This is a genomic window from Pacificibacter sp. AS14 (assembly GCF_038899935.1).
In the GTDB taxonomy this organism is placed as follows: Bacteria; Pseudomonadota; Alphaproteobacteria; order Rhodobacterales; family Rhodobacteraceae; genus Celeribacter.
In genome coordinates this window covers 21,544-37,884 of record NZ_JBBMQI010000003.1, presented here as the reverse complement: position 1 = coordinate 37,884, position 16,341 = coordinate 21,544, and the positions used below count along the sequence as shown (strand labels likewise).

Below are 16,341 nucleotides of genomic sequence, written 5' to 3'. Positions count from 1 at the left end.
GAAATGACATCGCGGAGTCGCCCATGGAAATGCCTGTCCCCAACACCGAGGTTTTGTCTCGAAGGCCCGAATTGGTTTCAAAATTGCGCGCTGTTCTAGGTGCGCAGGGCGTCATCGATGCCCCCGAAGAGGTGAGAGCCTATGAATGCGATGCCTTGGCGGCTTACCGGTGCCCACCTTTGGTCGCCGTGCTGCCAAGCACCACGGAAGAGGTGGCACAGGTGCTGCGCATTTGCTTTGAGATGGGCGTGCCTGTGGTGCCGCGCGGTGCGGGGACGTCATTGGCGGGCGGTGCCTTGCCCACCGCGGATTGCGTCATCTTGGGCGTGGCGCGGATGCGCGATGTTTTGGACGTCGACTTCCCCAATCGTGTGATCAAAGTCCAAACGGGCATCACGAACCTGTCAGTCACAGGCGAAGTAGAAGACGATGGTTTCTTTTACGCGCCGGACCCCTCAAGCCAATTGGCTTGCGCGATTGCGGGCAATATTGCGATGAATTCTGGCGGCGCGCATTGTTTGAAGTACGGCGTGACCACCAACAATCTGTTGGGCGTAACAATGGTTCTAGCAGATGGCGAAATCATCGATATCGGCGGCGATCATATGGATGCAGGAGGCCTAGATTTGCTTGGCGTTATTTGCGGTTCTGAAGGTCAGCTTGGGATCGTGACTGAAGCGACTTTGCGGATTTTACCCAAACCCGAAGGTGCACGCCCTGTATTGATCGGCTTTGACAGCAACGAAGTCGCTGGCGCTTGTGTGTCGGACATCATCAAATCGGGACTTATTCCTGTGGCGATTGAATTTATGGATCGCCCATGTATTCGCGCCACTGAGGATTTCGCCAAGGCGGGATACCCTGATTGCGAAGCCTTGCTGATCATTGAAGTCGAAGGATCAGGCGCAGAAATTGACGAACAATTGGCGCGCATCGTCGCCATCGCCCAGCAGCACAATCCCGTTGAAGTTCGCGAAAGCACATCACCCGAGGAAAGCGCGCGTATTTGGCTTGGGCGCAAATCGGCCTTTGGCGCGATGGGGCAGCTTGGTGATTACATCTGTCTGGATGGCACGATCCCCGTGGGCGAATTGCCTTATGTTTTGAAACGTATCGGCGAGCTGTCTAAAGACTACGGTCTGGGTGTCGGTAACGTGTTTCACGCGGGCGACGGCAATATGCATCCGCTGATTTTGTATAACGCCAACAAAGAGGGCGACCTTGAGAAATGCGAAGCCTTGGGGGCGGATATCTTGCGGCTTTGTGTTGATGTCGGCGGCTGTTTGACCGGTGAACATGGTGTGGGCATCGAGAAACGAGACCTGATGACCCATCAATATACGCTAGATGATTTAGAGGCGCAGATGAATGTGAAAGATGTGTTCGATCCAAGCTGGATGTTGAACCCCGCGAAAGTGTTCCCGCTTGCGGCGTCTACAACACGCAGGGGGCAGCTATGAGCATCTTAGGCACGAAAAACCCCGATGTCGCAGCATGGGAAACACAGTTGGCTGATCAAGTGCGTGCAGGCGATGCGCATTTAATCATAGGTGCTGGATCAAGTCGGATTGGATTGGCCGCAGGAGCTGAGTTGAAAGCGCCTGATCAAGCGTGGGATTATGATTCCAGTGCGTTAACCTTGACCACATCTGCGGGCGTACCTGTTGATGTGATCCAATCGACCTTGGCCAAGGAAGGCCAAAGGCTTGGGTTTGAGCCGCCAAATCTAGCGCCTATGTTGGGTCGCACTTCCGCAGGCACGATAGGCGGGCTTGTGGCCACCAACGCCTCTGGCCCTAGTCGTGTGACCGTTGGCGCGTGTCGTGATTTTTGCCTTGGTGTCGGGTTCATTGACGGGCAAGGGCGCGTGATCAAAAACGGTGGTCGTGTGATGAAAAACGTCACAGGGCTCGATTTGGTCAAGCTGATGGCGGGCAGTCAGGGCACGCTTGGGTTGGTCACTGAAGTGAGTCTCAAGACGCAGCCCATTTCTGAAATGATCGTGACCCTCGTGATCGAAGGGCTGACCGATAGCGATGCTGTGGCTGCTATGTCTGCAGCTTTGGGAACACCTTATAGTGTGACTGGCGCCGCGCATATTCGGGCGCATGAGAAGACAGGTCAAGCACGCACGTTGATCCGCATCGAAGGGTTTGAACGCTCTGTGACATACCGCGCTGAGGCGATGCAAAATGCGCTTGCGGGTTTCGGGGGGAGCCATGTGATCTGGGATGCTGATGAGACTGCGGCCCTTTGGGCATCCGTTCGCGATGTCACGCGCTTTCAGGATGTGGTGGGCGATGTCTGGCGTCTGTCGGTCAAGCCATCAGATGCGCCAAAACTGGTCGCGGCCGTGCAGCCAGAGGATGTCATTTATGACTGGGGCGGCGGGCGACTTTGGCTTTTGACCAAGCCTGACACCGATGTGCGCATTCATATGGGGGCAGGGCATGCCACGTTGGTGCGTGCAAGTGAGACGACCAAACAGTCTCTTGGGGTGTTTCATCCTGAGAACGCCTTGGTGACCAAAATAAGTGCAGGATTGCGGGCCAAATTTGACCCCATGCAAAAATTCAATCGCGGGATGATGGGCTGATGCAAACGAACTTTACACCTGAACAGCTCACGGATTCGGCCACGGCAAGCTCGAATGAGATTTTGCGGGCCTGTGTTCATTGTGGGTTTTGCACCGCCACCTGTCCGACCTACGCGGTTTTGGGCGATGAGTTGGACAGCCCGCGCGGGCGAATTTATCTGATTAAGGACATGCTGGAAAATGATCGGCCTGCGGATGAGAAGACGGTCAAACATATTGACCGCTGCCTGTCGTGTCTGTCGTGCATGACGACCTGCCCGTCTGGTGTTCATTATATGCATCTGATCGATCACGCGCGTGTTCATATTGAGAAAACCTATAAACGTCCGCTGATGGATCGCCTTCTGCGCTGGACGCTGGCGAAGATTCTGCCCTATCCAGGGCGATTTCGGTTGGCTTTGCTGGGGGCTAAAATCGGACGACCGTTTCGCCATATGATCCCTGATCCGCGATTGCGTGCGATGCTTGAAATGGCACCAAAGACTATTCCGCCTGTCTCGCGTAATGACGATCCGCAGGTGTTTTCTGCTGTGGGGCCTCGCAAAATGCGAGTGGCCTTGATGACAGGCTGTGCGCAAAAGGCGTTGGACACCAACATCAACGACGCGACGATCAGCCTGTTGACACGCCACGGTTGCGAAGTTGTTGTCGCCAATGGAGCTGGGTGCTGTGGCGCGCTTACGCATCATATGGGACGTGAATCTGAGGCGCATGCCTCTGCTGCGCGCAATATTCGCGCGTGGATGACCGAGAAAAACGGTGAAGGCTTGGATGCAATTGTCATCAATACCTCTGGTTGTGGCACGACCGTTAAAGACTACGGGCACATGATGCGGGATACTGATTTGGCTAAGGATTCGTTGACGGTTTCGCATTTAGCAAAAGATGTGACAGAGATTCTTATGAAATTGGATTTACCGACCGGCAAACAAGACATGATTGTGGCATATCATGCCGCTTGTTCGCTTCAACACGGGCAGCAGATCAAATCTGATCCAAAGGTTCTTCTTAAACGGGTGGGATTTACGGTGGTCGAACCCAAAAACAGCCACCTTTGTTGCGGTTCGGCAGGCACATATAACCTTTTGCAGCCTGAAATCTCACAAAAATTGAAAAAAATGAAGGTCGACAGCTTAGAGGTGAAGACCCCAGATGTAGTGGCTGCAGGCAATATTGGCTGCATCATGCAGATAGGATCGGGCACACAACTACCGGTTGTTCACACTGTTGAGCTGTTGGATTGGGCAACAGGCGGCAAAATTTCACCCAAATTGTCCACAAATCAGACATAATCGTGCCCTGAACTACCGGTAGCTATAAGTTCAGAAATAGGTTCTGGGGACGAATATGAAATACTTACTGACCATCCTCTTTCTGATCTGCGCAGCAGGTCAGGTTCAAGCAGACAGCCGTCTTAAAACGTTTCGGACGGGTGATGATAGCCGTGGGTGGGAAGCTGTTGGTCGTCTTGATTTCGGCGGACGCAGTTTTTGCACCGGATCATTGATCTCGCCATCGTTGGTTTTGACAGCGGCCCATTGTTTGTATGACATCGACACGAAGAAGCTGCACAACTCGAATGCGATTCAGTTTCGTGCGGGATGGCGCGACGGGCACGCCCAAGCCTATCGCAGCGTGTCGCGCTATTTTGTGCATCCGGACTTTGCTTTGAACAATGGTAGCCGGCATGACAGATTGACCAGTGACATCGCGCTGATCGAACTGGACCGTCCAGTGAATGATACGTCTGTGTTGCCGTTTCCAACTGCCCATCGCCCCAATAAAGGTCAAGCCGTAGGTGTTGTATCTTACGCCCATGACCGCGCCAATAGCCCCTCTTTGCAAGAGACATGCCATATTTTGGCGCGCCAAGGTGGTGTATTGGTGACCTCTTGTGATGTGGATTACGGATCTTCTGGCGCACCAATCTTTTCGATGACGAATGGCAAACCGAAAATTGTCTCTGTTGTTTCAGCCAAAGCAAACTTTCGCGGACAAAAGGTGTCAGTGGGGACGTCCTTGGATGGACCTCTGGAAGATCTGTTGGCTATGGCCAAAACCGGACGCAAGTACTTCGAGAAAGCTGAATTGCATCCTATTATAGGCGAATTGAGCGATGTTGAAGCGGTGGTCGGGTTGCTCAAAAACTAACCCCTTGAAAGACGAAACCTCCATCCCCAGATGAATTGTATCGGACGCTGCATAGCGGGTCCGATACAAGCCTGTCCCCGATGGGAAGGCATTTATTTGGATCGCTCAATGGAGGATACCCATGCGAAATTTTGACCTTACACCGCTGCACCGTGCAACTGTTGGCTTTGATCAAATCACGGACCTGATGGACCGTGTGATCCGCCAAGATGTTTCTCAGCCCAGCTACCCCCCTTACAACATTGAAAAATCTGGAGACGACGCTTGGCGAATCTCGCTGGCCGTTGCAGGGTTTTCGACAGATGACATTGTGATCGAGCAGCGTGAGAACGCCCTGATCATCGCCGCACGCAAGCCTGACGATGCCAGTGAAGCGGGTAAAACCTATCTGCACCGCGGGATCGCAACGCGCGCGTTCGAGCGTCGGTTCCATTTGGCAGACCATGTGAAAGTGACCGAGGCGTCCCATGCAAATGGTATGTTGCATGTCGATCTGCTGCGTGAAGTGCCCGAGGCGCTGAAGCCGCGCCGTATCGCGATTGCCTCGACCAAAGATGTTGAGACGCAGGTCGTTGAGACCTTAGAGGCCTAAGCCGACTTAACATTTGAAATAGAAAACGCCCGAGAATTTTTCTCGGGCGTTTTTGGTTTTTGGGTGATAAGGCCTCAGCTTTTTATCAGGCTTACATCTTGCCGATGGACCAGAAGAAGGTCTCGCCAGAGCTGTCATCCACACCATCGTTGTCGGTGGATACGAACATTTCACCGTCCGCGTCGATGGCCAAGCCTTCGATCTTGTCAACAACATAGCCGTTGTACGATTTGAGATCTGGGATCAAGTCGCGCACTTCTTCTTTGGACACTGTTGGCAGGTCGCCACCAAGGGGGGCAGGCACCATGTCTGAGGCTGGGATACGGAAGATTTTCTTGGTCACAGCGTTAGACCCGATTTGGTTGTCGCGCTCGATGACATAGAAATAATCGCCAGCAGCCACGATTTCGGACATGCCAACCCAACCTTTTGCAGGCTCGGCTTTCTCGTAACGCACAGCGCCCCATTCTTTGGTGTCTGTGTTGTAAGACACAAGCTTCACAGTGTTTTTAGGATCGTCTTTCCATTCGCGTTGAACGGGCATCCAAAGCGTATCACCGACTTTGGTGATGCCTTCAAAGCCAAAGCGTGTCTCAACGCCCATCAACTCAGCTGGAAGGCCGATTTCTGCTTTGATTTCGCCTTTGGCGTTCACGTTATAAAGCGCATGTGGAATAACGCGATCTGTGCGACCTTCTGAGGCGATCCAGAATCCACCTTTGCCGTCCAGCGTGATGCCTTCCATGTCCAGCTTTTGTGCCACATGGCCGCCGCGAGTAACGGTCACAGCATCGGTGATGCGCGCCGGTGTCTGTGTCGCGTCGATGGTAAAGATTGTTGGCTGATAGCCGTAGAAACTGTCGTTTACGGCGTAGATTTTACCAGCAACGTCAGCGTCGCCAACCATGCCAGAAATAGCACCCCAACCGATAAGGGTATCAGCGCCCTCAGATGTCAGTGTCGGGTACTGCGCTGGTGCGTCGGAAAGTTCGTAGACCATTACGTGAGAGCGCACACCGCCATCTTCGATCAAATCGGCCTCGTTGGCTGTCACAAACAGGTTGCGCGATGGAATTGCGATCACGCCTTCTGGTGCGATGCCGGATGGCAAAAGCTGTGTGAACACTGGGTTTGTCGCATCTGTGACATCGTAAACAGAAACGGTAGAGGCACGTTCCGCCAAAACGAAAGCGTAAGTCGTGTCGCCGAATGTGCCGACTTCCATGCCTTCTGGCTCTGCGCCTTTGGCGTCTGAGCGTTTGTCAGGGTAGTGACCGGCTTGGATGATAGCAGTTTCGAAATCGGAACCGGATTCGAACACTTCGGTGCCGTCTTTGTGGAACACAGTGATAGAGCGCGAACCGCCGTCCATGTCGCCTTCATTGGCGATCATGATGTGGTTGTCGTCGAGCCACTGCATGCCGTCTGGTTCGCGCAAACGACCCATTTGGCTTTGGTCAAATATCAAAGCAGCACGTTCGTCGATAGTGTCGATACGCGTCAGATCAACCGCACCTGCTGAGAAGTGGTTGATCACTTCGCCAGCCGCGTTCAAGATCACGATGTGGTTGTTTTCTTGCATCGTCACAGCGATTTCGCCAAGGCTGTTGATGTCAACGAATTCTGGCTCGGGGTCTTCTGGGGAAATCTCTGCAAGGCCAGTGACGTCGATTTTTTGCAAAGTGTCACAGAGCAAGGCTTCGTCTTTCACGCCGACATTGACCATGTAACCAGCAGGCAACTGACCCACACGGCCATCGCCGAGGTCTTCGTCGCGCTCATTCTCAATCGCGACAGACACGAGATCGCCCGCGTGGGAATGCGCAGTTGAATCTGGCTGGCCGCCAAGATCACACATGCCTGTGATGGTGCCGTCTTTCAAATTGATAGACACAAGCTTGCCTGAGGGCGCAGTGAAGCTTTCCGATGTGTTCACTGCGACAAAAGCCGTGTTGCCGATCACGGTCACTGACGTTGGCTCGCCGCCAAGTTCCACATTGCCTTTGGCTTTTGGGTTTTTAGGGTCGGTGATATCGATCAGACCAGCAACGCCAAGCGGGCTGTCCGTGTAGATGACTGTCATGCCGTCTTCGGACGCGCCGATGATTTCGGCAGATGTTTCGCGGCTCAAGTCTTCGCCAGCGGCCATATTGCCGATGGTCTCGAAAGACGCGATGCGGTTGAATGTCATGTCGGCATGCGCGGCCCCAGCGGTCAACGCGAGAGCGGATGCAGCAACGAGCAGGTTCGATTTCATTTGGTAATCCCCTTATCCATAAGATGATGCGGGTGTGATCGCAAAAGCTAACGAAGCTGCGACGATTTTGTTTCAAATTTGTGATACGCATATTTAAGTCAGTATGGTTGACATAAATATCCATTTCGTGCATCTGTGGCGCTCTAAGGGAGAGAGCCATGAATCATACCGATCTATTTGCCCAACGCGCACAGGGCATGAAAGCCTCAGAAATCCGTGAGCTGCTCAAGCTGTTGGATCAACCTGATATCATTTCCTTTGCTGGCGGCATTCCTGATCCTGCGCATTTCCCGCGCGAAGCCTTTGCTGAAGCGATGCAATTTGCCTTGTCTGAGGCCTCAGCGGGCACGGCTTTGCAATATGCCGCATCTGAAGGCTACGTCCCCTTGCGCGAATGGATCGCAGATTACATGGCCTCGCTTGGCGTGCCTTGCGGCATCGACAACATTCTGATCACCGCAGGATCGCAGCAGGCTTTGGATTATCTGGGCAAGCTCTATCTTGATAAACACGACACCGCTTTGGTGGAATGGCCGACCTATTTGGGCGCGCTGGGCGCGTTCAATGCCTATGAGCCAAGCTTTGATCGTTTAAACGCAGGCGAAAACCGCACCCCTGCAGAGATCGCCGAGGATGCAAAATCGCAGGGCGGGCGGGTGAAGTTTTCCTATCTGTCGCCTGATTTTGCCAACCCAACGGGCAAGACTTTGACACGTGATGAGCGTTTGTCAGTTTTGGCCCAAGCCGAAGTGCTTGATATCGCAGTGATCGAAGATGGTGCCTATCAATCGCTGCGCTATGCGGGCGAAGACATTCCATCAATCCTTGCGCTTGAAATGGCTGAGAAAGGCAATATTGACGCCTGTCGTACGGTCTATTGCGGCTCGTTTTCGAAAACACTTGCTCCGGGCTTGCGGGTGGGCTGGGTTGTGGCCGCCAAGCCGGTGATTGCGCAGATGATTCTGCTCAAACAAGCGGCGGATTTACAGACGGCGACCATCAACCAAATCGCGGTCAATCACGTGGCGCGTGCTGTCTTCGATCGGCATGTTGCAACCCTGCGTAAGGTTTACGGGGCACGAATGAGCGCGATGTTGTCGGCTTTGAAAACGCATATGCCACAAGGGATCACGTGGACCTCACCCGAAGGCGGTATGTTCGTTTGGGTTACTTTGCCGACATCGATGAGTGGCAAATATCTGCTTGAGCAAGCACTGGCGCAAAAGGTGGCTTTTGTACCGGGGGCTGCCTTTTATGCCGATGGTGCGACGACCAACACCATCCGTTTGAACTTCTCTATGTCTGGTGAAGCCGTGATAGATAAAGGCGTTGCGCGATTGGCGGATGTGATCCGTACAGCGATGTCCGCTTGAAAATCTACTGTTTGGTAGGGGTTTTGCTCTATAGGTTTTGTAGGCCATAGAATGATTGTTTGGAGGCAGCCGTGATGAATACACATTTTCTGACATTTGCTGTGTTGCCTATCGGTACGTTGGCCGTTTTGGCCGTGGTTGTGCCGCTGTGGGTCACCCCACGCAATACAAGATCGCAACGGCGATTGACTATCTGTGTGGGCCTATCCGCAATCATTCTTTTGGTCATAGGGGCTGTATTTATGGCCGTTCTATATGCTGCCGAAGGCACTGATGTCGGGCATGTTATCGCCAATTCACCTCTTAATGCGGTGATATTTTTCGGCGAACGCTCAGCTTTGGCTGCATTGATCTGGATGCCACTTTTGGCTTTGGCGTGGTTTAGTCTTGCGCAAAAAATTGAGCGTCTCAAAGGCAAGGACGGCATTCGGGTTGGGATGGGCAGCAAACCTGCCAAGGCGCAAACAGCTGGCGAGAGTCAGTCTGAGGCTACATCTGAAGTGCCAACGTCGCTGCAAGAATAATTTACACAAAAGCCTCTCGTGCTTTGCCTCGCTTAACGTTACTCTGTGACCAAACTTGGTATCGTGCCGAGAAGTCGCTTAGTGAGTCAAAATGCTCGGTTTTCTAAAGTTCTTGGTCATCGGATTTGTCGGGCTGACCGTTTTATACGGGCTGTTGTCGATTTATGTGCGTTCGCTCACCCGCGAACGCCTTGAGCAAGACTGGGAAGACGAGGGTTCCATCGGCACCCGCGAAGACTATGTACAAAAAGGGCTCGACGACTACGCCCGATCCTTGCGTCCCAAGCTACTGCTTGGGGTTTACATCCTTCCGCTGATCACGTTTTGCGTGATCTTCTATATGACGAATTTTATGTGAGGCTGCCCAATGCGCTACGTTAAATGGACCCTGATTGCTTTGATCGTGCTTATCGTGGGCAGCTTCGTGCACTACACTTTGCCGCAGCACGATATCGTGCGTGTGGTCGGCACAAACACAGAACGCACCATAATCCCTGGCAATCGTTCGATGTTTTGGTCGTCGGGAGAAGCCACGCGCGACGTGCAATTCATCCAGACGGTTAAAGCCAACGGCCAGACCATGGAATACCGCAACGAGGACACAGGCTGGGGCTGGCCGCCTTATTTTAAATTCGACACCTCAAGCCTCTACACAGAAGCCTCAGACGCGGAATCAGACAAAGCCACGCCAGAATGGTATTCGGTCACGCATTATGGCTGGCGTAACGAAGTCTTGTCGATCTTCCCCAATGCCATCGCGATCGAACCTGTCGCAGGGCCTGACGCCAAAGTCGTGCCTTGGGTGAACATCATTATCTTGGCGGTCTTGGCCATCGTGATGTTGCTTATTTGGCGCATGTGGGTGCAGTTCCGCGAACGCACGATTGATCCACTGGTCGAAGACGCGGGCGAAGCATGGGATGCGGTTGACGACAAAGCTGATGCGCTCAAAGGCGGTATTAAAGGTTGGTTTGCAAGGCTGCGCAAATAAGCGCGGCCTTGGGGCTTTGGGGCTCACGCGCTTTGATACCTATTTTAGATGATAGCGTAAAGCCGCACTGACCAGCAGCACGAGCTTATCGGTCTGCACCACGTCACCCTTTGAAAATACTACCGCGCGGTTGCCGTCATAGGCAAAATCATCGCCGAACAGCGCGCGAAAGTCAGAAATTACCGTCGTCTGGCAATGAACCAAAATCGCAAACCCGCCGGTCTTTGGCAGGCCAAGCCGCAATGTCGTGCCTGATTTTGTCTTTGACGGCAGATAGGCAGGTTGCCCCCATTTGAGGGTCTCTTCAATCTGGCCAATGTCAGCATCGCGGGCGGCGACATCAAAAATCAGCTGACGCAAACCCAAAAGGCCCACGCGCTCAAAAGGTGAAAATTCGGCGAAGACTTGCGCCACCGCCGGATTATCAATGTCATAGACATGGGGCTGTGATGTCTCACTCGCCATATGGAATCCAGATTGTTTTAACCTCGACCGACTGGGCCAACCAATCACGTGCAGCATAGCTGCGCGTATGGCCGTTGTTCACCCAAGTGCGTTTGAGATTGCCAGCACTTTCATGCTCGATGACTTTGGAAATATCCGAGTTGGAAAAGCTCCACACCGCGTCGATATCCAAATGCCCTGCCATGGTTTTAGCCAGATCATCGTGGGAGCCTGTGATAATATTCACCACGCCCGCAGGCAGATCAGAGGTGTCCAGCACCTGATAAAAATCCGTCGCCGCCATAGGATAAGCGTCACTGGCCACGGCGACAATACGGTTGCCCATGGAAATCGCGGGCGCAATAACATCGACCAATCCGCCCAATGGACGATCGTCACAAAACGCGCCGATCACGCCGACGGCTTCATTCATAGCCAAGGCTACGCCGCGCATGGGTACGGGTTTTGCTGCGCCATCAAGCTTGTCGCACCACGCGGCGAATGTGAACAATGTGTCGATGGCATCAGACACTTCTGTTTGGGCTTTGCCAGCCGTTGTGCCGGTCAATGCCTGAATGCGTGCTGCAAATTCATCTGCACGGGCGGACAGGTTTTCACCAATGTAATAAAGGATTTGCGCTCGTAGATGCGCCGTCGCTTTTGTCCAACCTGTGGCACCGCGTGCGGCCTCAACCGCGTTGCGAATGTCTTTGCGTGATCCAATGGCAGTGTGCCCCAAAAGTTTGCCTTTGGGGGAGTAGACCGCTTTGGAATATCCGCTGTCAGGGCGCGCTTGTTTGCCGCCAATGTACATCTTGGCGGTGCGGTCCAGCCCCTCGACATCGATGTCGTCAGGTTTACCATAGGTCTTCGCGGGCTTAATGGCCGCTGATTTTCCGACAGGTTTTGTATAGGCTTGCAAGCCTTCCCAGCCGCCTTCGCGTCCAAAACCGCTTTCGCGAACACCGCCGAAACCAGCCGCTGCATCCATCATATTCGCGCCATTCACCCAGACCACGCCTGCCGTCAGTTTTGGCGCAATGTCCAAGGCAAGGTTGATGTTTTCGGTCCACACACTTGCGGCCAAGCCAAAGCGGGTGTTGTTGGCGACCTGTACGGCTTCCTCTTGCGTGCGGAAGGTGGTGGAGACCAGCACGGGCCCAAAGATTTCTTCTTGCATCAAAAGTGCTGCGCTGTGCATTCCTGTGATCAAGGTCGGTGGGTAATAACAGCCATCAGGGGTTGGAACAGGCTGGTGCACCGTGCCCTCGTGTCCGCCTTGTGTCACCAATGCTGTGATCCGTTCCAATTGCACAGGGTCGACGATTGCGCCGACATCGATGCTTTTGTCCAGAGGATCGCCGATGCGCAGTTTTGCCATCCGCGCAATTAAGCGCGTGTGGAAGGCGTCGGCGATGCTTTCTTGTACCAAAAGGCGTGAGCCCGCGCAGCAGACTTGGCCTTGATTGAAGAAAATCGCGTCCACCAGACCTTCAACAGCGCTGTCCATATCGGCGTCTTCAAACACCACGTAAGGGCTTTTCCCGCCCAATTCCAACGTCAGCGCTTTGCCTGAACCTGCTGTGGCTTCGCGAATGCGGCGGCCTACGCCAGTTGATCCTGTGAAGGCGATTTTATCGATATCATCATGCGTGACGATCATTTCGCCCACAGCGCCGTCGCCGGTGACGATGTTCACGACACCTTTGGGCAGGCCAGCTTCCGTGCAAATCTGCGCAAACAAAAGCGCTGTCAACGGCGTATATTCTGCGGGTTTCAGCACAACTGTGTTGCCCATGGCAATCGCAGGGGCGACTTTCCAAGCCAGCATCAGCAGCGGGAAATTCCATGGGATGATCTGGCCGCAAACGCCCAAGGCCTCACGACCTGGCAGCTCTTCGTCCATGAGTTGCGCCATGCCTGCGTGGTAATAGAAATGTCGCGCGACCAGCGGGATATCGACATCGCGCGCCTCGCGAATGGGTTTGCCATTGTCCAAGGTCTCAAGCACAGACAACAGCCGCGCATGTTTTTGCACCAAGCGCGCCAAGGCATACATGTACTTTGCCCGCGCTTTGCCGCCGATTTTGGCCCATTTGCCTTGCGCTTTGCGCGCGGCCGCCACAGCCATATCGACATCGCTTTGCGTGGCTTGGCTCACTTGCGCCAGCACGTCACCGGTGGCGGGATTTTTGGTGTCAAATGTGGTTGCTGGGTCTGTCATCTTACCATCAATGAAGTGGCCAAAGCGATCGCCATTATCAACCAACCAGCGCAAAGCCTCAGCCGCGCTTTCAGGGGCTGTGCCGTAATCCATGGTCTCGAATATGTCTTTTACTGTCATCTGGGGGCCTCAATGGCTGTCGTGTTTATCTATATGGTAGAGCGGTCTAGACCATTATTCAGGCCGAGGATTAGCCAATGGCATGTCGATGCGCGGCGGAATAGCGGCCCGTCACATGGTGCTCTAACTGCCGCTCAATATCGCCCAAAAGGCTGGAGGCGCCAAAGCGGAACATATGGGGCTGTAGCCAGTGATCGCCAAGCTCTTCTTTGATCAGGCTTAGGTAAACCAAGGAATCTTTGGCTTTGGAAATGCCGCCTGCGGGTTTGTAACCGACGCGGAATCCTGTGCGGGCGTGAAAATCGCGAATGGTGCGGATCATGGTCAAGGACACGGGCAGGGTCGCGTTGACGCTTTCTTTGCCCGTTGATGTTTTTATGAAATCCGCGCCCGCCATCATGCAGACATAAGACGCGCGTGCGACATTGCGCAGCGATCCCAACTCGCCCGTGGCCAAAATCGCTTTCACATGGGCCTCGCCACATGCCGCGCGAAAGGCGCACATTTCGTCATAAAGCGCCTGCCAGTTACCAGTTAAAACATGGCGACGAGAAATTACGATGTCGATTTCGCGCGCGCCTGCTTTGACACTTTCCTCGATCTCTTGCACGCGCAAATGAAACGGGGACAGACCTGCAGGAAAACCGGTGGACACGGCGGCAACAGGAATGCCTGTGCCTTGCAAAGCCTCGACTGCGGTTTCGACCATATCGTGATAGACACACACAGCGCCTGTGGTGATGTGATCCATACCGAGCGCATCCAAAATGTCGTGGCGCACTGGGTTGGCGGCTTTCGCACACAGGCGTTTGACGCGCCCTGCGGTATCATCGCCCGCTAAAGTCGTCAGGTCAATCATAGTGATCGCCTTAAGCAGCCAAGCCGCTTGGTGGTCTTTCTTGACCGAGCGTCGTGCAGGCAAGGTGGCGCAGCGGCGCTCGATAGCGGATGTGTTGGCCTGTGCGCCAAGCGCCCAATCCAAATCCAGCGGCACGCCTGTGTTGCGCGGCTCATGCACTTGCGGCAGATGCGCATTCAGTTGCGTTTTGGTCACTTCAGTCGTTGTCATCGTTGCGGGCTCCGTCTGCCTGTCTGCGCGCCTAGGCTGGCATGATGTGTGAGCTTTGGCAATGTTTGACCTGTTGGTCAAATGCTTTGGGCAGAAATGATCGCAACGTCACAGCAAGACGTCGCGTTTTGGGCAAGTTTGGGTGACAGGCAGGCCCAAACCAAGTAAAGCCTCGGATTAGAGAGCTAAAAACAATAGGTGACTTATGTCTAACCCAACGTCCTTTGATCGGTCTATAAAGATTGCGCCCTCAATCTTGGCGGCTGATTTTGCAAATTTTGGTCAAGAAATCGAAGCCGTCGAGGCCCAAGGCGCCGATTGGATCCACGTTGATGTGATGGACGGGCATTTTGTACCCAACATAACGTTTGGTCCGGCAACCTGCAAAGCGATCCGTCCGCATATCAAAACCGTGATGGACGTGCATTTGATGATCGCGCCAGTCGATCCGTTTATTGATGCTTTTGCGGATGCCGGAGCAGATTATATCACCGCGCATTTGGAAGCTGGCCCCCATATTCATCGCACCTTGCAAGCCATCCGTGGGGCAGGGGCCAAAGCTGGGCTGGCGCTCAACCCCGGTACGCCGGTCGAGGACATGGCCTATCTTTTGGATATGGTCGATCTTGTCTGCATCATGACGGTGAATCCTGGTTTTGGCGGGCAAAAGTTTATCCATTCGCAGGTCGAAAAAATCCGTACTTTGCGCGCTATGATCGGCGATCGTCCCATTCATATCGAAATTGATGGCGGTGTTGATCCGACAACAGCTCCGCTTGTGGCGGCTGCTGGTGCGGATGTGTTGGTCGCAGGATCTGCTGCCTTTAAAGGCGGATCTGTCCAAAATCCTGCACCATATGGCACAAACATCGCAGCGATTCGCAAAGCGGCTGAAGGCGCTGCTTAAGTTACATCAGTTTTGAATTCAGTTTCTTGGATGATCTACTGCAACGCGCGTCTCCATGTGTTGGAGTTGCACGCTTTTGCTATCAACTTGGTGTTTTCTTTTAGAAGCTTGGGGGATCGGAATCTTGCGCAGGCATTGGTTCGCGTCCCTATGTCACTTTGACCGCATCGAAAGTTATTGCGTGTCTGGGGCCAACTCTCCTTGGGTCGCGGGCAAGAGAAAGTTTACATTGTCTTTTGCGGCCAAGGTGACGATGTCGTCTTCGTAGTTTAAAGACAAATCGTGTATTATTTCCGCAGTCCATCCGGGCACAGTACACGAGGCTGTCATAACGCTTTCATCGGCATATTTGTCTAAAAAAGCCAGCACAGCGCGCTCGTATTGAATGGCGGATGTGAGTGTGTGATTGCGCAAGAATTTCCGAAATCTTTCGACGCCCTCTGGTTGAAGCGAATCCGAAATGGCGGCTATTGTGCCACGTATAGGGGTGTCCTCGGGGACATTGGCAACTTGGCGTAGGATGCGTGGCCAAATGAGAGGCGTGTCTTCTTCACACCACATAGTAATTTGCGCTTTGGGCATCGCCTCTTGCAGTTGTTCAACAGGGGCCACCCAAGACAAATCCATAGGATCGTTTGATTTCAAAAACCACTTCAAAGATGCGGGTGTGGAAGGTGCCGTCAACGCGGCATTTATCAAAAAGGCAGGGTTTCGAATAGCCATCGTGATGTGCACATCATGCTGGGAAAAGAGTTCCGCAACGCGTGAGACAGAGGCGCCGATCTCTGTGTAGAGTTGCCCGCCTTTGAACATCATGTTGCGGTCGCCAGCCCAGTCTTCGTTGATCATGATTAGGTGCTGAGCTTCCGTTTGTTTGCCCAAAATCTGCGCCAAAACGGCATCTTCCTCATCGGCGATCGGTGGCAAGCCATCAAGCCGGGTCAGTTCGTTCGCTATAATGGGCCGATAGTGACTTGGGCTAGAGGTCGCAATATTCAGGCGTCCAAATGCGCGTTCACAGGATTTTATCGCCCCAACGAGACGCGGTGTGCGTGTTTGATGGGCGCCAATGTGAAGCGTGATCCGCATGGTG

Annotated in this window: 15 protein-coding genes; 10 read left to right on the top strand and 5 right to left on the bottom strand. The window is 53.6% G+C overall.

Translation table 11 applies throughout. The features are described 5' to 3' along the window. The first annotated feature begins 23 nt into the window (after positions 1-23). The 5 genes from WNY38_RS04385 to WNY38_RS04365 all read left to right on the top strand — a co-directional run bounded on the left by WNY38_RS04385 (position 24) and on the right by WNY38_RS04365 (position 5,339). Positions 24-1,460, top strand: a complete 1,437-nt coding sequence (locus WNY38_RS04385) for an FAD-linked oxidase C-terminal domain-containing protein (protein WP_342856122.1) — start codon at positions 24-26, stop codon at positions 1,458-1,460. Then, entirely contained in the window at positions 1,457-2,596 is a 1,140-nt protein-coding gene (locus WNY38_RS04380) for an FAD-binding protein (protein WP_342856121.1), read from the top strand. Before WNY38_RS04385 ends, WNY38_RS04380 begins: the two co-directional genes overlap by 4 nt. Further along, positions 2,596-3,888, top strand: coding sequence for a glycolate oxidase subunit GlcF (gene glcF, locus WNY38_RS04375; RefSeq protein WP_342856120.1), 1,293 nt, complete (start codon positions 2,596-2,598; stop codon positions 3,886-3,888). The genes WNY38_RS04380 and glcF overlap by 1 nt, the downstream gene beginning before the upstream one ends. Positions 3,889-3,943: 55 nt before the next feature. Further along, positions 3,944-4,747, top strand: coding sequence for a trypsin-like serine protease (locus tag WNY38_RS04370; protein WP_342856119.1), 804 nt, complete (start codon positions 3,944-3,946; stop codon positions 4,745-4,747). A 121-nt stretch (positions 4,748-4,868) separates the two neighbouring features. Next, positions 4,869-5,339: an Hsp20 family protein gene (locus WNY38_RS04365; RefSeq protein ID WP_342856118.1), complete on the top strand. Its 471-nt coding sequence runs from the start codon at positions 4,869-4,871 to the stop codon at positions 5,337-5,339. 91 nt (positions 5,340-5,430) lie between these two features. Here WNY38_RS04365 and WNY38_RS04360 read toward each other — a convergent pair whose 3' ends face one another. Then, the gene (locus WNY38_RS04360; protein WP_342856117.1) at positions 5,431-7,596 is read right to left on the bottom strand and encodes an esterase-like activity of phytase family protein; all 2,166 of its coding nucleotides are present in this window, start codon (positions 7,594-7,596) and stop codon (positions 5,431-5,433) included. Between the two features lie 158 nt (positions 7,597-7,754). Between WNY38_RS04360 and WNY38_RS04355 the strand changes: the two genes are divergently transcribed. The 4 genes from WNY38_RS04355 to WNY38_RS04340 all read left to right on the top strand — a co-directional run bounded on the left by WNY38_RS04355 (position 7,755) and on the right by WNY38_RS04340 (position 10,484). Further along, positions 7,755-8,969 (top strand): PLP-dependent aminotransferase family protein, encoded by a 1,215-nt coding sequence (locus WNY38_RS04355; RefSeq protein WP_342856116.1) that lies wholly within the window; start codon positions 7,755-7,757, stop codon positions 8,967-8,969. 74 nt (positions 8,970-9,043) lie between these two features. Beyond that, positions 9,044-9,493, top strand: a complete 450-nt coding sequence (locus tag WNY38_RS04350; RefSeq protein ID WP_342856115.1) for a hypothetical protein — start codon at positions 9,044-9,046, stop codon at positions 9,491-9,493. Positions 9,494-9,584: 91 nt separating this feature from the next. Beyond that, positions 9,585-9,851, top strand: coding sequence for a hypothetical protein (locus tag WNY38_RS04345; RefSeq protein ID WP_342856114.1), 267 nt, complete (start codon positions 9,585-9,587; stop codon positions 9,849-9,851). A 9-nt stretch (positions 9,852-9,860) separates the two neighbouring features. Further along, a complete protein-coding gene (locus WNY38_RS04340) occupies positions 9,861-10,484 on the top strand; it encodes a DUF1523 family protein (RefSeq protein ID WP_342856113.1) in 624 nt (207 codons plus the stop codon). Positions 10,485-10,523: 39 nt separating this feature from the next. On the opposite strand, the gene WNY38_RS04335 is transcribed toward WNY38_RS04340, so the two are convergent. The 3 genes from WNY38_RS04335 to deoC form a co-directional block, all read right to left on the bottom strand. Beyond that, positions 10,524-10,949: a DUF1801 domain-containing protein gene (locus tag WNY38_RS04335; protein ID WP_342856112.1), complete on the bottom strand. Its 426-nt coding sequence runs from the start codon at positions 10,947-10,949 to the stop codon at positions 10,524-10,526. Then, the gene (locus tag WNY38_RS04330) at positions 10,939-13,272 is read right to left on the bottom strand and encodes an aldehyde dehydrogenase family protein (RefSeq protein ID WP_342856111.1); all 2,334 of its coding nucleotides are present in this window, start codon (positions 13,270-13,272) and stop codon (positions 10,939-10,941) included. The genes WNY38_RS04335 and WNY38_RS04330 overlap by 11 nt, the downstream gene beginning before the upstream one ends. A gap of 70 nt (positions 13,273-13,342) precedes the next feature. Beyond that, entirely contained in the window at positions 13,343-14,341 is a 999-nt protein-coding gene (gene deoC / locus WNY38_RS04325) for a deoxyribose-phosphate aldolase (RefSeq protein WP_342856110.1), read from the bottom strand. 205 nt (positions 14,342-14,546) lie between these two features. Here deoC and rpe point away from each other — a divergent pair, with 205 nt between their 5' ends. Then, entirely contained in the window at positions 14,547-15,248 is a 702-nt protein-coding gene (gene rpe, locus WNY38_RS04320; protein ID WP_342856109.1) for a ribulose-phosphate 3-epimerase, read from the top strand. A 174-nt stretch (positions 15,249-15,422) separates the two neighbouring features. On the opposite strand, the gene WNY38_RS04315 is transcribed toward rpe, so the two are convergent. Beyond that, positions 15,423-16,337 (bottom strand): hypothetical protein, encoded by a 915-nt coding sequence (locus WNY38_RS04315; RefSeq protein WP_342856108.1) that lies wholly within the window; start codon positions 16,335-16,337, stop codon positions 15,423-15,425. Positions 16,338-16,341: the final 4 nt, after the last annotated feature.

Excerpts from the sequence above, each read along its gene's own strand:
- WNY38_RS04385 (WP_342856122.1), top strand. The coding sequence starts at position 24 with ATGGAAATGCCTGTCCCCAACACCGAGGTTTTGTCTCGAAGGCCCGAA.
- WNY38_RS04380 (WP_342856121.1), top strand. The coding sequence starts at position 1,457 with ATGAGCATCTTAGGCACGAAAAACCCCGATGTCGCAGCATGGGAAACA.
- glcF (WP_342856120.1), top strand. The coding sequence starts at position 2,596 with ATGCAAACGAACTTTACACCTGAACAGCTCACGGATTCGGCCACGGCA.
- WNY38_RS04370 (WP_342856119.1), top strand. The coding sequence starts at position 3,944 with ATGAAATACTTACTGACCATCCTCTTTCTGATCTGCGCAGCAGGTCAG.
- WNY38_RS04365 (WP_342856118.1), top strand. The coding sequence starts at position 4,869 with ATGCGAAATTTTGACCTTACACCGCTGCACCGTGCAACTGTTGGCTTT.
- WNY38_RS04360 (WP_342856117.1), bottom strand. The coding sequence starts at position 7,596 with ATGAAATCGAACCTGCTCGTTGCTGCATCCGCTCTCGCGTTGACCGCT.
- WNY38_RS04355 (WP_342856116.1), top strand. The coding sequence starts at position 7,755 with ATGAATCATACCGATCTATTTGCCCAACGCGCACAGGGCATGAAAGCC.
- WNY38_RS04350 (WP_342856115.1), top strand. The coding sequence starts at position 9,044 with ATGAATACACATTTTCTGACATTTGCTGTGTTGCCTATCGGTACGTTG.
- WNY38_RS04345 (WP_342856114.1), top strand. The coding sequence starts at position 9,585 with ATGCTCGGTTTTCTAAAGTTCTTGGTCATCGGATTTGTCGGGCTGACC.
- WNY38_RS04340 (WP_342856113.1), top strand. The coding sequence starts at position 9,861 with ATGCGCTACGTTAAATGGACCCTGATTGCTTTGATCGTGCTTATCGTG.
- WNY38_RS04335 (WP_342856112.1), bottom strand. The coding sequence starts at position 10,949 with ATGGCGAGTGAGACATCACAGCCCCATGTCTATGACATTGATAATCCG.
- WNY38_RS04330 (WP_342856111.1), bottom strand. The coding sequence starts at position 13,272 with ATGACAGTAAAAGACATATTCGAGACCATGGATTACGGCACAGCCCCT.
- deoC (WP_342856110.1), bottom strand. The coding sequence starts at position 14,341 with ATGACAACGACTGAAGTGACCAAAACGCAACTGAATGCGCATCTGCCG.
- rpe (WP_342856109.1), top strand. The coding sequence starts at position 14,547 with ATGTCTAACCCAACGTCCTTTGATCGGTCTATAAAGATTGCGCCCTCA.
- WNY38_RS04315 (WP_342856108.1), bottom strand. The coding sequence starts at position 16,337 with ATGCGGATCACGCTTCACATTGGCGCCCATCAAACACGCACACCGCGT.